Origin of the sequence: Acinetobacter sp. NIOH-H-8 (genome assembly GCF_046635365.1) — a bacterium.
In the GTDB taxonomy this organism is placed as follows: Bacteria; Pseudomonadota; Gammaproteobacteria; order Pseudomonadales; family Moraxellaceae; genus Acinetobacter.
The window spans coordinates 12,917-30,778 of record NZ_JBHDVN010000005.1; the positions used below are offsets into that span (position 1 = coordinate 12,917).

Sequence of the window (17,862 nt, forward strand, 5' to 3'; positions counted from 1 at the left end):
TTCTGGATTTAAACCAGGATCTCACGCTTACCATTGGCACCCATTGAGCTGACAATACCATTTTCTTCCATCTGGTCAATGATCCGTGCAGCACGGTTATAACCTAGACTGAACTTACGCTGCAAAGATGAAGTTGATGCTTTGCGGGTTTCCAAAACAAAAGCCACACACTGGTCATACAGCGCATCTCGATCCGATCCACCATCTCCACCATCCTCAAAGCCGCGACTAGACGGTTCTTCATCAAATGGGGTCAGAATCTCATCCACATAGTTTGGTGCACCACGTTCACGCCATGCATCACAGATCCGGTTCACCTCATCATCGGCAATAAAAGCACCGTGTACGCGCTCAGGCTCAATTTTACCCGGGCCAAGGAACAGCATATCACCATGACCGAGCAAGTCTTCTGCACCACCTGCATCGAGAATGGTACGTGAGTCAATTTTCGAGTTCACACGAAGTGCGACACGTGTTGGAATATTCGCCTTAATCAGACCGGTGATGACATCTACTGATGGACGCTGAGTTGCCAGTAACAGGTGAATACCAGCAGCACGGGATTTCTGTGCCAGACGGGTAATCATTTCTTCAGCTTTTTTACCGACCTGCATGATCATATCCGCAAACTCATCCGCCACAATCACAATTGATGGCAATGGCGTTAAGCGCGGTGCGCGTTCCCCTGCGACTGATTCACTCGCTTTCCAGGTTGGATCAAATAGCTCTTCACCATTGGCAAGCGCCTCTTCTACCTTACGGTTATAGTCGCTGAGCTTACGAATTTTCAGGAAAGACATCAGTTTGTAACGACGTTCCATTTCATTCACACACCAGTTCAAGGCACTGACTGCATCTTTCATATCGGTCACAACTGGGGTTAACAGGTGTGGAATATCGTTATAGTTGGCCAATTCAAGCTGTTTCGGATCGATCAGGATCAGGCGTAACTGGTCTGGTGTGTACTTCAATAGCATCGATAGAATCATCGAGTTAACCGCCACCGATTTACCAGAACCTGTAGTCCCTGCTACCAGCATATGCGGTGCTTTACCCAGTTCAGTAATCACCGGATTGCCTGAAATATCCTTACCCATGGCCATCGACAAAATGCCATCTGGATCATTGAATTTTGGAATCTGTACCAGTTCAATCAAACGCACCATTTCACGGCTACTGTTCGGAACTTCAATGCCGATATAAGGCTTACCTGGAATAACTTCGACTACACGTACTGAAGCCATTGACATCGAACGAGCCAAGTCACGTGAAATATTAGTGACTTTGGAAGCTTTCACACCAGGCGCAAGGTCCAGTTCAAAACGGGTCACGACTGGGCCTGGCTGAGCCTCGACCACTTTGGCTTTAACGTTAAATTCCTGAAGCTTGATTTCCAGAAGTTCTGATAAACGGGATAATTGCTCTTCAGTGAAATTCACTTTTTTGTTCGGATCGACTTTATCCAGCAATTCCAGACCCGGCAATGGTGACAGGTCTTTACGGCGCTCAGCGACCTGCATGGCACGTGACATTGGACGACCAGCGGCATCGGTCAGTGGCGCATCGAAGTCAAACTCGTCTTCATCCTGAGGCTTACCGGCAGTTTCATGCCAAGCTTCAATAAATTCTTCTTTGGACAATGCTTCCCGAACTGCTGCATTGGTCGTTGCGGTTTGAGCTGCTGTCTCTACACGCTGAATCGGTGCCTGAACAAAAGCAGAAGATTGGGCATAACTTGATGCACGTACAGGTGCAGGTTTTGGTTCATCAGCTTCAACCAGTAAATCGTCCAGATCCTCAAAGTCCGCTTCCAGGCTGGTATTTTTAATCGCATGTGCAGCCATAAGTGGAGCAGCCGCAGTTGAGCTGATTGTTCCAGCATCTTCTACAATTCTGAGGGATTTTTCAGCTGCTGCTGAATTGAACGGGCTATGCACATCCGTTGCGGTTTTACCTTGCGGGACTGCGGCCAATAACTCATCAAAAATTTCATCATCATCCCAGTCCAGATTATTCTTGGTGGTAGATGATGATGTCACTTCATGAGCATTGTGATTCGTTGACGCAGCTGCAAATGCATCAGGAGAAAAATCAGCTTGCTCTTCTTCTGCAGCTTTAAGCAAAGCATCGATATCCTGCTTGTGACGCTGGTCTTCATTGGAATGTAACGCACGCCACACCTCCCCTGTTGCCACCACACGATCCGGCTCTACTGTTCGCGGTGCTTGTTCCTGAACAGGTTCTGAAGCTGATGTCTGTACAGGTTCAGAAATATCTTCTTCATAGTGGTGAGGCTGGTGCGATTCTTTATCTGCAAAATCCTCAAACAGGCGTTCAGCGACATGATCACGAACTACAGGGTCGACTTCTACCAGATCATGCTCAGGTGCGGCAGTGACTGGTACTGTCACTTTTTTGGCAGCTGCTTTTACCGCTTCTTTTTTCATTACAGGTGCGGTACGGTCAAAATCAGACATACCTTCTGGCACATTACGGTAGAACAGGTCTTGCAGATAAGCAGGTGTTGCCTTGAGACTGCTCCAGGTCTTGTTCCATTTCACACCAAATGCCAAGGTAAACAGAACCACCCAAAGCACCAGCAAGAAAAAAGCTGCGCCATAGACAGTTAGTAATTGTTCAAGACTTTGGCCCAGTTCATAGCCAATGATCCCGCCTGAAGAATTATCCAGCGTATCGGCTGGAACTTGCCAGAACAGGAACAGCAACGCCGATGTAGTCAATAACAGGAAGAATTGGGCAGCATAGCGGAATGGACGGTTCAGGAAGCTGCGCGGCCACCAGACCTGGATTGCTTCCATAAACAGATACACAGGGATCAGCAGGCTTGCCCAACCGAGAAAACCAAATAACAGGTCTGAAATCCAGGCCCCTGCAACCCCACTCGCATTTGAAACTGTCTGCGTATCACTAGAGATATGCATCCACCCCGGATCAAATGGTGTATAGGTCACTGTTGCAAGAAACAGATAAATCCCAAATGAGACTAAAAATAATGTCATTACTAAGCGCTGTGCATAGGCACTCGACACCGCTGTCATATACTGTCCTGTAACCAATTCTTCATGAATATTCTTTTGCTGGTATGCTTCAAAAAAAGCGTCGCAATAAAATGCATATTATGCACCTGTTGCATCAAAAAAGATGCATTATTGTGTACTTCTTCTATATAGCCCAAATCGATTTCGATGATCAATAATATCGACTTTAATCTCACACCACTGTTATACAGTTTCACGTATAATTCAATAAATTTCTAAATAAAAAAGGATACAGCGAATGAGCGCACGTCACTCACGACTGATTATTTTAGGTTCTGGCCCTGCTGGCTATAGCGCAGCAGTCTATGCAGCGCGTGCAAACTTAAAACCGACCCTGATTGCAGGTCTGCAACTGGGTGGTCAATTAACCACAACGACTGAAGTAGATAACTGGCCTGGCGATCCTGAAGGTCTGACTGGTCCAGCTTTAATGGAACGTATGCAGGCTCATGCAGAACGTTTTGGTACTGAAATTGTTTATGATCATATCAATGAAGTTGACCTTAACGTTCGTCCATTCGTCCTGAAAGGCGATATGGAAGAGTTCACTTGTGATGCCCTGATCATTTGTACTGGTGCAACTGCGCAATACCTGGGTCTGGAATCAGAAGCTGCATTTATGGGTCAAGGCGTGAGCGCTTGTGCAACCTGTGACGGTTTCTTCTATAAAGAACAAAAAGTGATGGTTGTGGGCGGTGGTAATACCGCTGTTGAAGAAGCTTTATATCTCTCTAACATCGCTTCTCATGTGACCCTAGTTCATCGTCGTGATACGTTGCGTTCTGAAAAAATCCTGCAAGACCATCTTTTTGAAAAAGAAAAAGAAGGCAAAATCAGCATTATTTGGAATCATCAGGTAGAAGAAGTGTTGGGTGATACCACTGGCGTCACTGCGGTACGTTTAAAATCAACTCAAGATGATTCAACTCAGGACGTTGAAGTATCAGGTCTATTTGTTGCTATTGGTCATAAACCAAATAGCACTATGTTCGAAGGCCAGCTAGAACTGCGTGATGGTTATATTCAGGTACAAAGCGGTACCGCAGGGAATGCCACCCAAACCTCTATCCCGGGTGTATTCGCTGCAGGCGATATCGCAGACAGTATCTACCGTCAGGCGATTACTTCTGCAGGTTCAGGCTGTATGGCGGCACTGGATGCAGAAAAATATCTCGATGCAATGGGTAAATTAGACTAAGCAGCGAAAATAAAAAGACCGTCCATCATGGGCGGTTTTTTTATGTATGATAAAAACAGTCTATTTCAAGATCAGGGTTCTGCATGCATCTTCTTCCTCCTTCACAGTACATTTTCCCCAATCCTGAAGAAGCAGATCTTGAGGGTGAAGGCCTGATTTGTATCGGTGCAGACCTCTCCCCTTCTACTTTGTATGAGGCCTATACCCATGGTCTCTTCCCCTGGTTTTCTGAAGGTGATCCGATCTGCTGGTGGAGTCCGGAACCACGCTGTATTATTCGGCCAGAAGATTATCATCCAAGTAAATCCCTGCTTCGAAGCATGAAAAAACAGGATTATAAAATTACGGTGAATCATGCTTTTGAAAGAGTCATCCGTTCCTGCTCATTGCCTCGCGCTTATGCAGATGAGACCTGGATTAGTGAAGAGATCATTCAAGGTTATTGCGACCTGTTTAATGCGGGTTATGGTTATAGTATTGAGGTTTGGGATGAAGATCGCCTAGTAGGTGGACTCTATGGGGTGACTATCGGCAAGGGCTGTTTCGGTGAATCCATGTTTAGCACCCAGACCGATGTTTCTAAAATGGCTTTCTATGCCCTGATGCTGATTGGCAGAGAAAATCAGCTGCCCTGGATTGACTGTCAATTGGTGAATGATCACTTGATGAGTCTAGGTGCCTGTACAATTTCTCGCCACACATATCTTAAATCGTTACAAGATGTGATAATACAGCCTGCGATCAATTGGAAAAAGTATCAAGACGGTGTATTTTCAAGTAAAACAATAGCGCAGTCTGCGCGATTAAGTGAATGAAAATAACAGAGGGCACTTGTTATGAACTCTTATCAACCACAGTCCCTACTGAACGATTTACAGTATTATATTACGCCGCCGCATGACTGTAGCTATCTGCCCAACAAGTCCGCGCGCATGGTTTTTCTTGATCCAGCGCACCGTATTGATGTAGTGACGCTGTCCGAGCTTTCTCGTACCGGTTTCCGTCGTAGTGGTGATTTTGTCTATCGGCCTGAATGCCACCTGTGCCGTCAATGTTTATCTTCACGTATTCCTGTTCATGAATTCCAAATGAACAGCTCGCAAAAAAAAGCCTGGAAACGTAATCAGGATTTGACGGTTAAAATTACCCATCCTGAACAGGCCACAGATATACATTACGCCCTCTATGAACGTTATATTAATGAACGTCATGCAGATGGTGATATGTATCCACCTAGCCGTGACCAGTTCGAAAAGTTTTTACTGCAAAGCTGTACCGATAGTTTCTTTCTGGAATTATGGAAAGATGACCGTCTCATCAGTGTATCGACTTGTGACCTGCTCGATGATGGCGTTTCAGCGGTGTATACTTTCTTTGATCCTGATGAGAACCGCCGTTCCCTTGGTGCCTTTGCGATTCTGAAACAGATTGAGCACACTCAAAAACTTGGCTTACAGTTTGTTTATCTGGGCTACTGGGTGCCACATTCAGCCAAAATGAACTACAAGTCTCAATACCTGCCACTTGAATTATTGATTGACGGGCAATGGCGCCGATTAAACCGCACCCTTACCCCTGTGGAGATTGAACATCTGGGAAACTCCTTGATGACGACCTTGCCTAGCGGATGGAATAATCCCATCATCAAGTAATTTAGTCGTCAAATAAGAGCTGGAATATTATTTAAACAGGCTGGCAAAATCATCAGTACAGGACTTCACCATAATAATGGCATGTTCCCGAGTGCCATTCGAATTCGGATAATAGTTCTTGCGCAGATCAATCTGATGAAAACCGGTTTTTTCATACAGTTTAATTGCAGCAGTATTGCTTTCCCGTACTTCCAGAAAGATTTGTACTGGACTATTTTTCAATAATGCAATTGAGGCATCTAGCAACTGATAACCTAAACCTTTGCCCTGTTGCGCAGGATCAATTGCCATCAGTAATAAATTGGCTTCATCCAGCACCGGCTGTAAGATGCAGAACCCTACGACTTGCCCTGCTTGTTCAATCACAGTGCTTTGATAAGCAGTAACAGCATCTTCAAATTGTTTAAAGGTCCAGGGATGGGATTGTACTTTGGTTTCAATCTTGGCAACAGCTGGCACATCCGCAGCTTGCATCAAACGAATCATCTTCGTTCATCTTATCTAGAATTAACCTCCGCATTATAGAAACTTTATTTAAAAAATCGAGCAAAAAAAAGAGCAACTTAGGTTGCTCTTCAGTCTTTTAATCTAGTTTCAAATTAAAGGCCCAGTTTTTGTTTCCAGCTTTGCAACAAACTGTGGGTATCGTGATCATTTGGATGGAAACCAGGTTTAAAGTACATCAGCATTTCTTTGCCCATACCAGTAATAATTCCTTTGGATGGACTATAACCATAAGTATAAATTTCTTTCAAGGATTCAAGACTTAACTGACGGTCCTGTTTCAATAAACGCAATACGAAATAGCTTTGTACAAAGAACAGTGTGACCATTGCCGCGACTAGCGAAGTGGTACGCAGCAGATAAGATTTTAAGCCTTTACCGAAAACACCTTCGAATACATCATAGGCCACGGCTTTATGCTCATTTTCCTCAATTGCATGCCAGAGCCACATGGTTTTCATGGTGTCATCTTTCATCAGTTCCTGAATATGCTGATTGGTCAGTAACTGAGATGCAATGGTCGCAGTAAAATGTTCTAGTGCAGTCGTCGCAGTGAGGTCGACCATTTCCTGGGTAATACCAACTGGCTTACCGACTGCCGCAAAGATTTTGCGTGCAGTTTGAATGACTCGGTCAGTATAACGATCTAGCGTATCAACGTCATGGCCATGGCGTTGCGCTGAGGCATTAAAGCCAACATGTTCCTGGGTATGCATGGCTTCCTGACCAATAAAGGCAGAAATTTCTTTTTGCAATGCTTCATTGTCTTTAATTGCTGGGTGCTGACGTACAGCGCGAACAGAATCAATAAAGAATTTTTCGCCTGCCGGGAATAATGCAGAGAGTGCAGTCATAAAGTGAGTCAGTCCTGCTGAACCATTCATCCAGTATTCTGGCACTTGATCAAAATCAAAACTCATACGACGTACCGGAAAACTTGCGCCTGCACGATTAGTAATTTTCACTTGAGCATTCATATACTTACTCCCATCAGTTCTATATAGAGCTGAAATCTAATTATTAAAATTCTTATAGTTATATTACTGCTTTGAATTTTTCACATAAGGGCAGATAAGGTCAGTGAAATATCACTTAAGGACAGCTTGTAAATATATTGTTAGACAATTTAAATATGCTTGAAAATGAGTAAGTTGAATTTACAGATATAAAAAAAGCGTCCCAAAGGGACGCTTTTTTCACACAATCAGCGATTATGCAGTTACTTTAGCAACTACACCAGCACCAACTGTACGACCACCTTCACGGATCGCAAAACGTAGACCTGGGTCCATTGCGATTGGGTGGATCAGTTCTACTGACATTTCTACGTTATCACCAGGCATAACCATTTCAACGCCTTCTTTCAAAGAAATCGCGCCAGTTACGTCAGTTGTACGGAAGTAGAACTGTGGACGGTAACCGTTAAGGAATGGAGTGTGACGACCACCTTCGTCTTTAGAAAGTACGTATACTTCCGCATCGAATTTAGTGTGCGGTTTGATAGAACCTGGTTTAGCAAGTACTTGACCACGTTGTACGTCTTCACGTTTAGTACCACGAAGCAAGATACCACAGTTCTCACCAGCACGGCCTTCGTCAAGAAGTTTACGGAACATTTCAACGCCAGTTACAGTAGTCTTAACTGTGTCTTTGATACCCACGATTTCAACTTCTTCACCAACTTTGATGATACCAGTTTCAACACGGCCAGTTACAACTGTACCACGACCAGAAATTGAGAATACGTCTTCGATTGGCATCAAGAATGCTTGGTCGATTGCACGTTCTGGTTCTGGGATGTAAGAGTCAAGCGCTTCAACAAGAGCTACAACTGCGTCTTCACCGTATTGACCAGCTTCACCGTTAAGTGCAGCAAGTGCTGAACCACGGATTACAGGAGTGTCATCACCTGGGAAGTCGTAAGTAGAAAGAAGTTCACGAACTTCCATTTCAACCAGTTCAAGAAGCTCTTCGTCGTCTACAAGGTCACATTTGTTCAAGAATACAACGATGTAAGGTACACCTACCTGACGAGAAAGCAGGATGTGTTCACGAGTTTGTGGCATTGGACCGTCAGTCGCAGCACATACAAGGATCGCGCCGTCCATCTGAGCAGCACCAGTAATCATGTTTTTAACATAATCGGCGTGGCCCGGGCAGTCTACGTGAGCGTAGTGACGAGTTGGAGAATCGTATTCTACGTGTGAAGTATTAATTGTAATACCACGTGCTTTTTCTTCTGGTGCAGAGTCGATTGCAGCGTAGTCTTTCGCTTCACCACCGAATTTTTTCGCACATACAGTTGCAATCGCAGCTGTTAAAGTTGTTTTACCATGGTCAACGTGACCGATTGTGCCCACGTTAACGTGTGGCTTATTACGTTCGAACTTAGCCTTAGCCATGAGATCTTCCTTTTTGAACTGCTCATGCAGGATCACTGCATGAGCGCTTGGTTTTTAACTATGAATTAGTTTGGGCTTATAGTAATCGAAAGATTACTCGTCGTCACCTTTTTTACCGCCAGACTGGAACTTAGAAATGATGCCGTCAGCCACGTTACGTGGAGTTTCAGCATATTTAGCAAATTCCATAGAGTAAGTCGCACGACCTTGAGACATAGAACGCATATGAGTTGCGTAACCAAACATCTCAGCAAGTGGAACTTCAGCTTTAATTGCTTTAGTACCACCAGGTAAATCGTCCATACCCTGAACCATACCACGACGACGGTTTAAGTCACCCATGATATCGCCCATGTAGTCTTCTGGAGTTTCTACTTCAACTTTCATGATAGGTTCAAGAAGAACAGGATCTGCTTTCATGAAACCGTCACGGAAGGCATAAGAACCAGCCATCTTGAACGATAATTCGTCAGAGTCGACATCATGGTAAGAACCGTCGAACAATGTCGCTTTGATGCCAACTACTGGATAACCAGCAAGGACACCATTCTTCATACGTTCTTGGATACCTTTGTCAACTGCACCGAAGAATTCTTTAGGTACCACACCACCTACAACTTCTTCAGCGAATTCGTATTCTTTACCAGCTTCAGGATCAAGCGGTTCTAAACGTACGTATACGTGACCGAATTTACCTTTACCACCAGTTTGACGTACGAACTTACCTTCTTGCTCAACAGTCTTTTTGATTGTTTCGCGGTAAGCAACCATTGGTTTACCAATGTTCGCTTCAACGTTGAATTCACGTTTCATACGGTCAACGATGATGTCAAGGTGAAGCTCACCCATACCAGCAATAATGGTTTGACCAGATTCTTCGTCAGTACGAACGCGGAATGATGGATCTTCCTTAGCCAAACGACCTAAAGCGATAGACATTTTTTCTTGGTCAGCTTTAGTTTTTGGTTCAACAGCCAATGCAATTACTGGCTCTGGGAATTCCATACGTTCTAGAGTAATGATGTTTTTCTCATCACATAGTGTATCACCAGTAGTTACGTCTTTAAGACCTACACACGCAGCGATGTCACCAGCACGGATTTCTTCAACGTCTTGACGATCGTTCGCGTGCATTTGCACGATACGGCCGATACGTTCACGTTTAGATTTCACTGGGTTATAAACAGAATCACCTTGTTTAAGAACACCAGAGTAAACACGTACGAAAGTTAAGTTACCTACGAATTTATCGTTCATGATTTTGAACGCTAACGCAGAAAACGGTTCTTCGTCAGATGCTTCACGAGTCGCTTTAGTTTCAGCTTTGTCGTCAAGGATACCTTCGATCGCTTTAACTTCTGTAGGTGATGGCAAGAATTCAATTACTGCGTCCAACATACGTTGAACACCTTTGTTTTTGAACGCTGTACCACAAAGCATTGGTTGAATTTCACAAGCCAATGTTTGAACACGTAGACCAGCAACAATTTGTTCTTTAGTCAAATCGCCATTGTTCAGGTATTCGTCCATTAATTCTTCAGAAGCTTCAGCAGCAGCTTCAACCATGTTTGTACGCCATTCTTCAGCAGTTTCTTGAAGATCAGCAGGGATTTCGCCGTACTCGAACTTCATACCTTGTGAAGCTTCGTCCCAAATGATCGCTTTCATTTCGATCAGGTCGATAACGCCTTGGAAGTTTTCTTCAGCGCCAACAGGGATTACTACAGGTACAGGGTGCGCACCAAGACGTGTTTTCATTTGTTCAACAACACGGAAGAAGTTGGCACCAGTACGGTCCATCTTGTTCACGAATGCTAAACGAGGCACTTGGTATTTGTTAGCTTGACGCCATACAGTTTCAGACTGAGGTTGTACACCACCTACAGCACAGTAAACCATACATGCACCATCAAGAACACGCATAGAACGCTCAACTTCGATTGTGAAGTCAACGTGTCCCGGGGTATCAATTACGTTGATACGGTGTTCTGGGAACTGCTTAGACATACCTGACCAGAATGTAGTGGTAGCAGCAGAAGTAATGGTAATACCACGTTCTTGCTCTTGCTCCATCCAGTCCATTGTTGCTGCACCATCATGTACTTCACCAATTTTGTGAGATACACCTGTGTAGAACAAGATACGTTCAGTAGTTGTGGTCTTACCCGCATCGATGTGCGCAGAAATACCAATATTACGATAACGAGAAATTGGGGTTTGACGAGCCATGATTTCTTGCATTCCTAAATTTTGTTGTTTAAAACAGGACGCTTTAAGCTGCTGGGCAGCTTAAAGCGATTCGATGACAAAACAGCGAAAACTGGCTCATCATCCTCCTGAATAGGGGCTGTTTTAACCGCTTAGAAGCGATAGTGAGAGAAGGCTTTGTTGGCTTCAGCCATACGGTGCACATCTTCACGTTTTTTAACCGCTGCGCCTTTACCTTCAGCTGCATCAAGCAACTCGCCAGCAAGACGTAAAGCCATAGTTTTTTCAGAACGCTTAGCAGCAGCATCTACTAACCAACGCATAGCCAAGGCAGTACGACGGGATGGGCGCACTTCCATAGGTACCTGGTATGTAGCACCACCAACACGGCGTGCTTTTACTTCGACCATAGGACGAACTTTTTCAAGAGTAGTCTCGAAAAATTCAACTGGGTCTACTTTAGATTTTTCTTGAACGCGGTCTAAAGCACCGTAAACGATACTTTCAGCAATAGATTTTTTACCATCTTGCATTACGTGGTTCATGAATTTAGCGATTGTTTGGCTGCTGAACTTAGGATCCGGAAGGATTTCACGAGCAGCGACTACGCGACGTCTTGGCATTTTAAAACTACCTATAAATATGACACTTCAGGTTAATCCAGCAGTAGCACAAAGTGTCGTGTGCATTCGCTGGCCTTACTACACGTCGCTTGAATTTTCACAAAATTAAATGCAGAAATCAGACAAGCGAGACGATAAAGGATTGCAGTTCTAGCGAACTAAGAGCTTAATCTCGAAAGATTATTTCTTAGGACGTTTAGTACCGTATTTAGAACGAGCTTGGTTACGATCTTTAACACCAGCACAGTCTAAAGAACCACGAACGGTATGGTAACGTACACCTGGTAAGTCTTTAACACGACCACCACGGATAAGAACAACACTGTGCTCTTGCAGGTTATGGCCTTCACCACCGATGTAGCTAGAAACTTCGAAACCTGAAGTTAAGCGAACACGGCAAACTTTACGCATTGCTGAGTTAGGTTTTTTAGGTGTAGTTGTGTAAACACGTGTACAAACACCACGGCGCTGTGGACAAGCCTTCAACGCAGGAACTTTAGATTTTTCAACTAAAGTCGTACGACCCTTACGGATCAACTGATTTGTTGTTGCCATGTGGCAATTCTCCCGTTAATAAAAAGCCCCAAAAAAATACTACTTTTTGAGGGCATGCAATTGTATGTCAAGATGCAAAATCGGTCAATATGTCGGAGTCAGGCAAAACACGATCGCATCTCGACTTTAAGCGTTTATTTTATGGTGAAAATCACCTATTTTTTCGATTTTGTGGCAGCATTTTTTGTAACATCTTCCGTAGTTTCCTCAGCTTGCGTTTGTTTGTCTGCAGTCTCTGAGTTTTCTGGATTGTTTGTATCCGTCTCTTCTTCAGCGGCTGCCTGTAACATTTCTGTGTCATTTTCCTGCAAGCCGAGCTCTTCTTCTAGGGCTGCATCTGCATCAAAAGAATCTTTTGGAATAGCCGGTTTTTGTTCCTGTTTAGCGTCGGCATGTTCAACCAGTTTATCGGTCAATTCATCCAGGCCTTCACTGACTTTTTCATCTTTTTTCACTTCAGCTTCTTCCGGGCTTAAACTTTCCTGATCCTTCTTAACCAGTTTGACCTGCTTGATGGTTTGATTGCCTTCAATTGGGATTTCTTTATCCAGAATTGGCTTATCTTTATCCGCTGCCAAATGGTCAAGATTTTCCATCAGCTTAGGGGCTGCCTGCTGGAGCAGGTCAACGGCTTTTTCATAGGCAGCATATGGCGACAAACCTAGATCCTGATGCTGCTGTAGATACTGACGGGCATGCGAGAATACTTCTTGAGCTTTCTGGTTCACATCATTCACAAAGCGATGACTATAGACTGCGCCAATCCCTGCACTTGCCAATGGAGTCAGTTTGGTTAGCTGCTCTAATAAAGACAGTTTCGGAAAATGGTTCATCCATTCCCACTTCATGCTGCCATCCTGATTACTGAGCCATTTTTTCAGTGTTTCTATATCATTGCTTGACCCGAGCATGGTCTGTAGCTGGGACAGGTCATGTGTCTTTAAGGTACTGCTCAGCGCTTTAAGCCCCATTAAGAGTGCTTGTTTTTCTGCAATCAGACTGAGATCAATTTGTCTAAAGATATGCTGTACGATTTCCTGATCATCTTCCTTGCTCAGATCAAAACCATAAGAACGTCCTACTTGATAGATGGTACGCAGTGCCATCAATAAAGAAGCTGGAATATCAATCGCAGTTCCCAATACCCCAGTGACGCCACTTACAGCACCTTGTACTGTCGCCATCCATTTATTTTGTTCGGCAAACGCCTGAGAAATGCGTTGTGAACGCGTAGTATCCTGAGTTAATTCTTCTAGATCCTTCGCCCCTGCTTCATTCAGAATGGCATCAACCGAACTCATCTGGTTACTGAATTGATTCAGGTGATTATAAAAGTAGTCAGATACTTTGTCGGCCAGCTGGGGAGAAACAAAATGCGCGACATTATTCACGGTATTAAAACGACGGCCCAGCAGCTGACGGGAAACATTGGGAAGATGTTCGCGTAGCATGTCTTTAGGATTTTCATATTTTTTTGAAGCAAAAGGGCTTTTGACTTTTGCCGAGCCATCAACAGCATGATCGGTATTGAAGGTTTTAGTCACAGAATCTGGTGCAACATGATTTAACAGTTCCAAACCTGTTGAACTGAACTTTTTCGCCACTCCAAAGGCATTCGAAATCAGACCATTAGATTGTTTATTATTAGCATTTACCATTTTTACCTCAGCATGCACGTGCTTGTATTTGGTATAAATACTAGGTGTAGTCAGCATTTATCTCAACCTTATTCTGTTTCATTTAGTAAAAGCTCTACACAGTACTTTATAAACTCAACCTACTGTCACACGGCATAACATTTGCCATAAGATTTCAAAAATCTTTCTGCTATGATGTTCTGCATTGTGAAATAGGGGTCAGCGCTATATTTTGCTGTCTTATCAACGCCAAATATCTCCCGCTGCCCCAGAGATAAACTATAAGGATCTGTAGATGAAACGTGTTGTCATCACTGGTATGGGTATTAACTCGTGCATTGGTAATACATTAGAGGATGTGAATCACTCTTTACAAAACGGGATTTCAGGAACACGTTTTAATCCGACTTATGCTGAACTGAATTTCAAGAGCCATGTTAGCGCTGCTGCTGAACAGGATTTTGATGGCATTGACCGTAAGCTGAAACGCTTTATGGGCGTGTGTGCAATGTATGCCTACAATGCTGCTGTGGCTGCTGTTGAACACGCTGGCTTAAAACAGGAAGATCTGGCGAATAATCCACGTTATGGTATTGCGGGTGGTTCAGGTGGCAACTCGACAGCTTCTGTAGTAGAAATGACAAAATTGCTGGAAGAAAAAGGCGCACGCAAAGTTGGTCCATTCTTCGTACCACGTAACATGTCGAATACCATTACAGCAAACGTCGGTGTGGCATTCAAATTACAAGGGATTGCCCACTCGATTACTAGCGCTTGTGCAACTTCTGCCGATGCAATTGGTTATGCTTATAACCTGATCCAACTGGGTAAACAGGATTTAATGCTTGCCGGTGGTGGTGAAGAAGATCACTGGTCTCAAAGCCTGCTATTTGATGCGATGGGTGCACTGTGCTCTAAATACAACGACACACCTGAAACAGCTTCTCGTCCATATTCAGCAGACCGTGACGGTTTCGTGATTGCTGGCGGTGGCGGTTTCGTGGTGCTTGAGTCACTGGAACATGCTCAGGCACGTGGCGCGAATATTCTGGCTGAGGTTGTAGCTTATGCAGCTAACTCTGATGGTGCTGACATGGTTGCTCCATCTGGCGAAGGTGCAACACGTTGTATCCTGATGGCTCTAGAAGAAGCCAAACAGCATGGTGTAGATAAAATTGACTATGTGAATACACATGGTACTTCTACCCCAGCAGGTGATGTTACTGAACTTAAAGCTATGGCACGTGCCTTCGGTGAAGGTCAGGTTCCTCCACTCAGCTCGACTAAATCTATGACAGGTCACAGCCTGGGTGCTGCAGGTGTACAGGAAGCGATCTACTCTATCCTGATGATGCAAAATGACTTTATTGCACCAAACATCAATGTGACTGAACTGGATGAAGGCGCAAAACCATTTGATATCGTACTTGAAAAACGTGACGCAAAATTGAATACTGTGATGAGTAACAGTTTCGGTTTCGGCGGCGTAAATGCTTGTCTCGTTTTCAAAAAATGGGAAGGCTAAGCCGCCCATTTTAGGGTGACTTGATGGATGCTCCTTCTGATGCTTTCTTGTGGGTAAAAGCATTACATATTATTGCTGTGGTTTGCTGGTTCGCTGCTTTGTTCTATCTGCCACGGCTTTATGTCTACCATGCCATGAGTGAAGATGTCGTAAGTCATCAACGCTTTGAAATTATGGAACGCAAGCTGTATCGCGGGATTATGTGGCCAGCTATGGTCGCCACGCTGATCACAGCACACTTTCTAGTCGATTGGGGTGATGCAACGCGTCATTACCATGAAGCCTTATGGTTCTATCTGAAAGTCGGCTTGGTTGGCTTGCTAGTCATTTACCATTTGGTATGTGGTTATTATCGTAAGAAACTGATGGAAAATGCCCATTACAAGTCACACAAGTTCTGGCGCTTCTTTAATGAAATGCCAACGCTGATTTTATTTGCTGTGGTGATTTTAGTGGTGGTAAAACCTACTTTCTAAAATTCCCTAAAATAAAAAATCCCCGATTGATCGGGGATTTTTTATGTCTGCACTTTATTCTCCGGAGAGAATTTGCTGACGTTTACGAAGACGTGGTTTATACAAAGTATGATAGGTAGTAAACAGAATCACCAACCACAGCGGACTAATCATCAGTGCCTTCATGGTATCTGCTTCCAGACTTAAAATAACTAAGGCAAAGAACAAGAAGATCAACACCAGATAGGACATCCAGATTCCGCCCGGCATCTTGAAGGTCGAAGTGGCATGTTTTTCAGGTTGCTGTTTACGGTAACGGATATAACACACCATAATCAGCCCCCAGATACTGATAAATAGAATCACACAGAGTGAGCTGGCCAGCGTAAAGGCTTCCATCGTGTTCGGCACAAAATACTGGAAAGCTGCACCCGCCATAATAAAGGCACAAGAAAATAACAGACCTTTAGCCGGAACTGCACGACTTGAAAGCTCAGCCAAAGCCTGGGGTGCCTGACCATCACGTGCCAGACCAAACAGCATCCGGCTGGTAGAGAACACGCCACTGTTCATGGAAGACATTACAGAAGACAGCACCACCAGATTCATGATAATGGCTGATACGGGAATACCCGCATGCAAGAAAAGAGTCACAAAAGGACTTTGATCAGCAGGAATTTCTACCCACGGCGTTACAGACATAATCACCAGCAGAGACAATACATAGAACAAGATGATCCGTGTAGGAATCGCATTCACTGCTTTAGGCAAGTTCTTTTCCGGATCCTTGGTTTCAGCCGCCATCGTACCCAGCAGCTCTACCCCCACAAAAGCAAACATCGCAATCTGAAAACCAGCCAGAAAGCCCATTGTGCCCTTAGGGAACATACCATCATAGGCCCAGACATTGGTCAGGCTGGCAGCCGATCCACTTTGTGCCTGGAAGTCGCTGAAGATCATATATCCGCCAATCACAATCAGGCCCAGAATCGCCAGAATTTTAATCAGGGCGAACCAAAACTCGATTTCACCAAACAGCTTCACGGTCAGCAGGTTAATTCCCAGTACCAGCAATACACAGCCAGCACTGATCATGGCCTGCCCCATGGGTGTAAAGGTCATGTCGGGCGGCAGCCAGAAATTCAGATAATTGATAATTGCCGCTAAGTCAGCAATGCCGACCAGAATCCAGCCCAGCCAGTAAGACCAGCCAATATAATAGCCAGCCCCCGGACCAATCAGGTCATGCGCCATATCAATGAAGGATTTATAGTGCAGATTAGATAACAGGATTTCCCCTAATGCACGCATCAGGAAAAAGAACATGGCTCCAATAATCATGTAGATAAACAAGATTGAAGGCCCTGCCAGTGCAATCGTTTTACCAGAACCCATAAACAGGCCTGTGCCAATGGCACCACCAATGGCAATTAACTGCAAATGGCGGTTAGAGAGCTTTCGCTGTAATTCATGGGGAGATGATGATGCATCATCTTTAGAAGAGGCTGTATTCATATTCGGTTCCTTTTTCACATCAGGCCCTCGCTCATCTGATCGGATTTCTTCCTGAAATCCTGATTACAGATGCAGTTTCATTTAATGAATTAAATGATCAGGCCAGATGTGCTTACAAAATCAAGTTGGGAGATATAAAAATCTGAAACAACTTAAGGGAGCGCTGCAATCACTGCAATTTCAATTAACCAGGCGGGATTCACCAAATCCGCCTGAATGGTTGCGCGTGCTGGTGTACCACATCCCTCGAGCCATTCAATCCAGAGCGCATTGACGGTTTGAAAGTCTTCCAGGTTTTTAACAAAGAGCTGTGCAGATAACAGACGGCTTTTGTCTGTACCTGCCAGTTTAAGGAGTTGATCAATCTTCATAAGCACTTCAAGCGTTTGACCACGAATATCCAGACTGGTGCTGTCCGGCACCTGCCCTGATAAATACACGGTTTGATTGTGAATGGTGACAGCACTCATCACCCGATTGCTGTTCAAACGCTGAATATCTATATGTTCCGTCATAATTTTATCCTCTC

The 17,862-nt window shown here is 44.3% G+C and carries 15 protein-coding genes; 5 read left to right on the forward strand and 10 right to left on the reverse strand.

The features are described 5' to 3' along the window. Window positions 1–8: 8 nt before the first annotated feature. Window positions 9–3,059 carry a DNA translocase FtsK gene (locus ACEWB7_RS03865; protein ID WP_262737743.1) on the reverse strand — a complete coding sequence of 1,017 codons (3,051 nt, stop codon included), beginning with the start codon at window positions 3,057–3,059 and terminating at the stop codon, window positions 9–11. Between the two features lie 238 nt (window positions 3,060–3,297). Between ACEWB7_RS03865 and trxB the strand changes: the two genes are divergently transcribed. From trxB to ACEWB7_RS03880, 3 genes are all read left to right on the forward strand, one after another. Further along, window positions 3,298–4,257 (forward strand): thioredoxin-disulfide reductase, encoded by a 960-nt coding sequence (trxB, locus tag ACEWB7_RS03870; RefSeq protein ID WP_004783272.1) that lies wholly within the window; start codon window positions 3,298–3,300, stop codon window positions 4,255–4,257. Window positions 4,258–4,340: 83 nt separating this feature from the next. After that, a complete protein-coding gene (gene aat, locus ACEWB7_RS03875) occupies window positions 4,341–5,072 on the forward strand; it encodes a leucyl/phenylalanyl-tRNA--protein transferase (RefSeq protein ID WP_262737744.1) in 732 nt (243 codons plus the stop codon). Between the two features lie 21 nt (window positions 5,073–5,093). After that, on the forward strand, window positions 5,094–5,909 hold the full coding sequence (locus ACEWB7_RS03880) for an arginyltransferase (protein ID WP_005234302.1): 816 nt from the start codon (window positions 5,094–5,096) through the stop codon (window positions 5,907–5,909). Window positions 5,910–5,936: 27 nt separating this feature from the next. Here ACEWB7_RS03880 and rimI read toward each other — a convergent pair whose 3' ends face one another. The 7 genes from rimI to ACEWB7_RS03915 all read right to left on the reverse strand — a co-directional run bounded on the left by rimI (window position 5,937) and on the right by ACEWB7_RS03915 (window position 13,859). Further along, complete coding sequence (rimI, locus tag ACEWB7_RS03885) at window positions 5,937–6,395, reverse strand: ribosomal protein S18-alanine N-acetyltransferase (protein WP_180002414.1); 459 nt, start codon at window positions 6,393–6,395, stop codon at window positions 5,937–5,939. 113 nt (window positions 6,396–6,508) lie between these two features. Continuing rightward, window positions 6,509–7,390: a metal-dependent hydrolase gene (locus ACEWB7_RS03890; protein WP_262737745.1), complete on the reverse strand. Its 882-nt coding sequence runs from the start codon at window positions 7,388–7,390 to the stop codon at window positions 6,509–6,511. Between the two features lie 234 nt (window positions 7,391–7,624). Next, window positions 7,625–8,815, reverse strand: a complete 1,191-nt coding sequence (gene tuf / locus ACEWB7_RS03895) for an elongation factor Tu (RefSeq protein ID WP_004781663.1) — start codon at window positions 8,813–8,815, stop codon at window positions 7,625–7,627. A gap of 93 nt (window positions 8,816–8,908) precedes the next feature. Next, on the reverse strand, window positions 8,909–11,044 hold the full coding sequence (gene fusA, locus ACEWB7_RS03900; RefSeq protein ID WP_262735712.1) for an elongation factor G: 2,136 nt from the start codon (window positions 11,042–11,044) through the stop codon (window positions 8,909–8,911). Window positions 11,045–11,175: 131 nt separating this feature from the next. Further along, entirely contained in the window at window positions 11,176–11,646 is a 471-nt protein-coding gene (gene rpsG / locus ACEWB7_RS03905; protein ID WP_004783282.1) for a 30S ribosomal protein S7, read from the reverse strand. A gap of 180 nt (window positions 11,647–11,826) precedes the next feature. After that, window positions 11,827–12,201: a 30S ribosomal protein S12 gene (rpsL, locus tag ACEWB7_RS03910; protein ID WP_004783283.1), complete on the reverse strand. Its 375-nt coding sequence runs from the start codon at window positions 12,199–12,201 to the stop codon at window positions 11,827–11,829. Between the two features lie 155 nt (window positions 12,202–12,356). Continuing rightward, the gene (locus tag ACEWB7_RS03915; protein ID WP_262738814.1) at window positions 12,357–13,859 is read right to left on the reverse strand and encodes an EcsC family protein; all 1,503 of its coding nucleotides are present in this window, start codon (window positions 13,857–13,859) and stop codon (window positions 12,357–12,359) included. A gap of 274 nt (window positions 13,860–14,133) precedes the next feature. Between ACEWB7_RS03915 and ACEWB7_RS03920 the strand changes: the two genes are divergently transcribed. Both ACEWB7_RS03920 and ACEWB7_RS03925 read left to right on the forward strand, forming a co-directional pair. Continuing rightward, on the forward strand, window positions 14,134–15,363 hold the full coding sequence (locus tag ACEWB7_RS03920) for a beta-ketoacyl synthase N-terminal-like domain-containing protein (RefSeq protein ID WP_005234293.1): 1,230 nt from the start codon (window positions 14,134–14,136) through the stop codon (window positions 15,361–15,363). Window positions 15,364–15,386: 23 nt separating this feature from the next. Further along, window positions 15,387–15,839, forward strand: a complete 453-nt coding sequence (locus ACEWB7_RS03925; protein WP_004783286.1) for a CopD family protein — start codon at window positions 15,387–15,389, stop codon at window positions 15,837–15,839. A gap of 54 nt (window positions 15,840–15,893) precedes the next feature. Here ACEWB7_RS03925 and ACEWB7_RS03930 read toward each other — a convergent pair whose 3' ends face one another. Together ACEWB7_RS03930 and ACEWB7_RS03935 are read right to left on the reverse strand one after the other, a co-directional pair. After that, entirely contained in the window at window positions 15,894–17,333 is a 1,440-nt protein-coding gene (locus ACEWB7_RS03930; RefSeq protein ID WP_262738815.1) for an amino acid permease, read from the reverse strand. Between the two features lie 152 nt (window positions 17,334–17,485). Then, window positions 17,486–17,848: a RidA family protein gene (locus ACEWB7_RS03935; RefSeq protein ID WP_262738816.1), complete on the reverse strand. Its 363-nt coding sequence runs from the start codon at window positions 17,846–17,848 to the stop codon at window positions 17,486–17,488. Between the last annotated feature and the right edge of the window lie 14 nt (window positions 17,849–17,862).

Coding starts and splice junctions, on each gene's coding strand:
- ACEWB7_RS03865 (WP_262737743.1), bottom strand. CDS start 3,059: ATGACAGCGGTGTCGAGTGCCTATGCACAGCGCTTAGTAATGACATTA.
- trxB (WP_004783272.1), top strand. CDS start 3,298: ATGAGCGCACGTCACTCACGACTGATTATTTTAGGTTCTGGCCCTGCT.
- aat (WP_262737744.1), top strand. CDS start 4,341: ATGCATCTTCTTCCTCCTTCACAGTACATTTTCCCCAATCCTGAAGAA.
- ACEWB7_RS03880 (WP_005234302.1), top strand. CDS start 5,094: ATGAACTCTTATCAACCACAGTCCCTACTGAACGATTTACAGTATTAT.
- rimI (WP_180002414.1), bottom strand. CDS start 6,395: ATGATTCGTTTGATGCAAGCTGCGGATGTGCCAGCTGTTGCCAAGATT.
- ACEWB7_RS03890 (WP_262737745.1), bottom strand. CDS start 7,390: ATGAATGCTCAAGTGAAAATTACTAATCGTGCAGGCGCAAGTTTTCCG.
- tuf (WP_004781663.1), bottom strand. CDS start 8,815: ATGGCTAAGGCTAAGTTCGAACGTAATAAGCCACACGTTAACGTGGGC.
- fusA (WP_262735712.1), bottom strand. CDS start 11,044: ATGGCTCGTCAAACCCCAATTTCTCGTTATCGTAATATTGGTATTTCT.
- rpsG (WP_004783282.1), bottom strand. CDS start 11,646: ATGCCAAGACGTCGCGTAGTCGCTGCTCGTGAAATCCTTCCGGATCCT.
- rpsL (WP_004783283.1), bottom strand. CDS start 12,201: ATGGCAACAACAAATCAGTTGATCCGTAAGGGTCGTACGACTTTAGTT.
- ACEWB7_RS03915 (WP_262738814.1), bottom strand. CDS start 13,859: ATGGTAAATGCTAATAATAAACAATCTAATGGTCTGATTTCGAATGCC.
- ACEWB7_RS03920 (WP_005234293.1), top strand. CDS start 14,134: ATGAAACGTGTTGTCATCACTGGTATGGGTATTAACTCGTGCATTGGT.
- ACEWB7_RS03925 (WP_004783286.1), top strand. CDS start 15,387: ATGGATGCTCCTTCTGATGCTTTCTTGTGGGTAAAAGCATTACATATT.
- ACEWB7_RS03930 (WP_262738815.1), bottom strand. CDS start 17,333: ATGAATACAGCCTCTTCTAAAGATGATGCATCATCATCTCCCCATGAA.
- ACEWB7_RS03935 (WP_262738816.1), bottom strand. CDS start 17,848: ATGACGGAACATATAGATATTCAGCGTTTGAACAGCAATCGGGTGATG.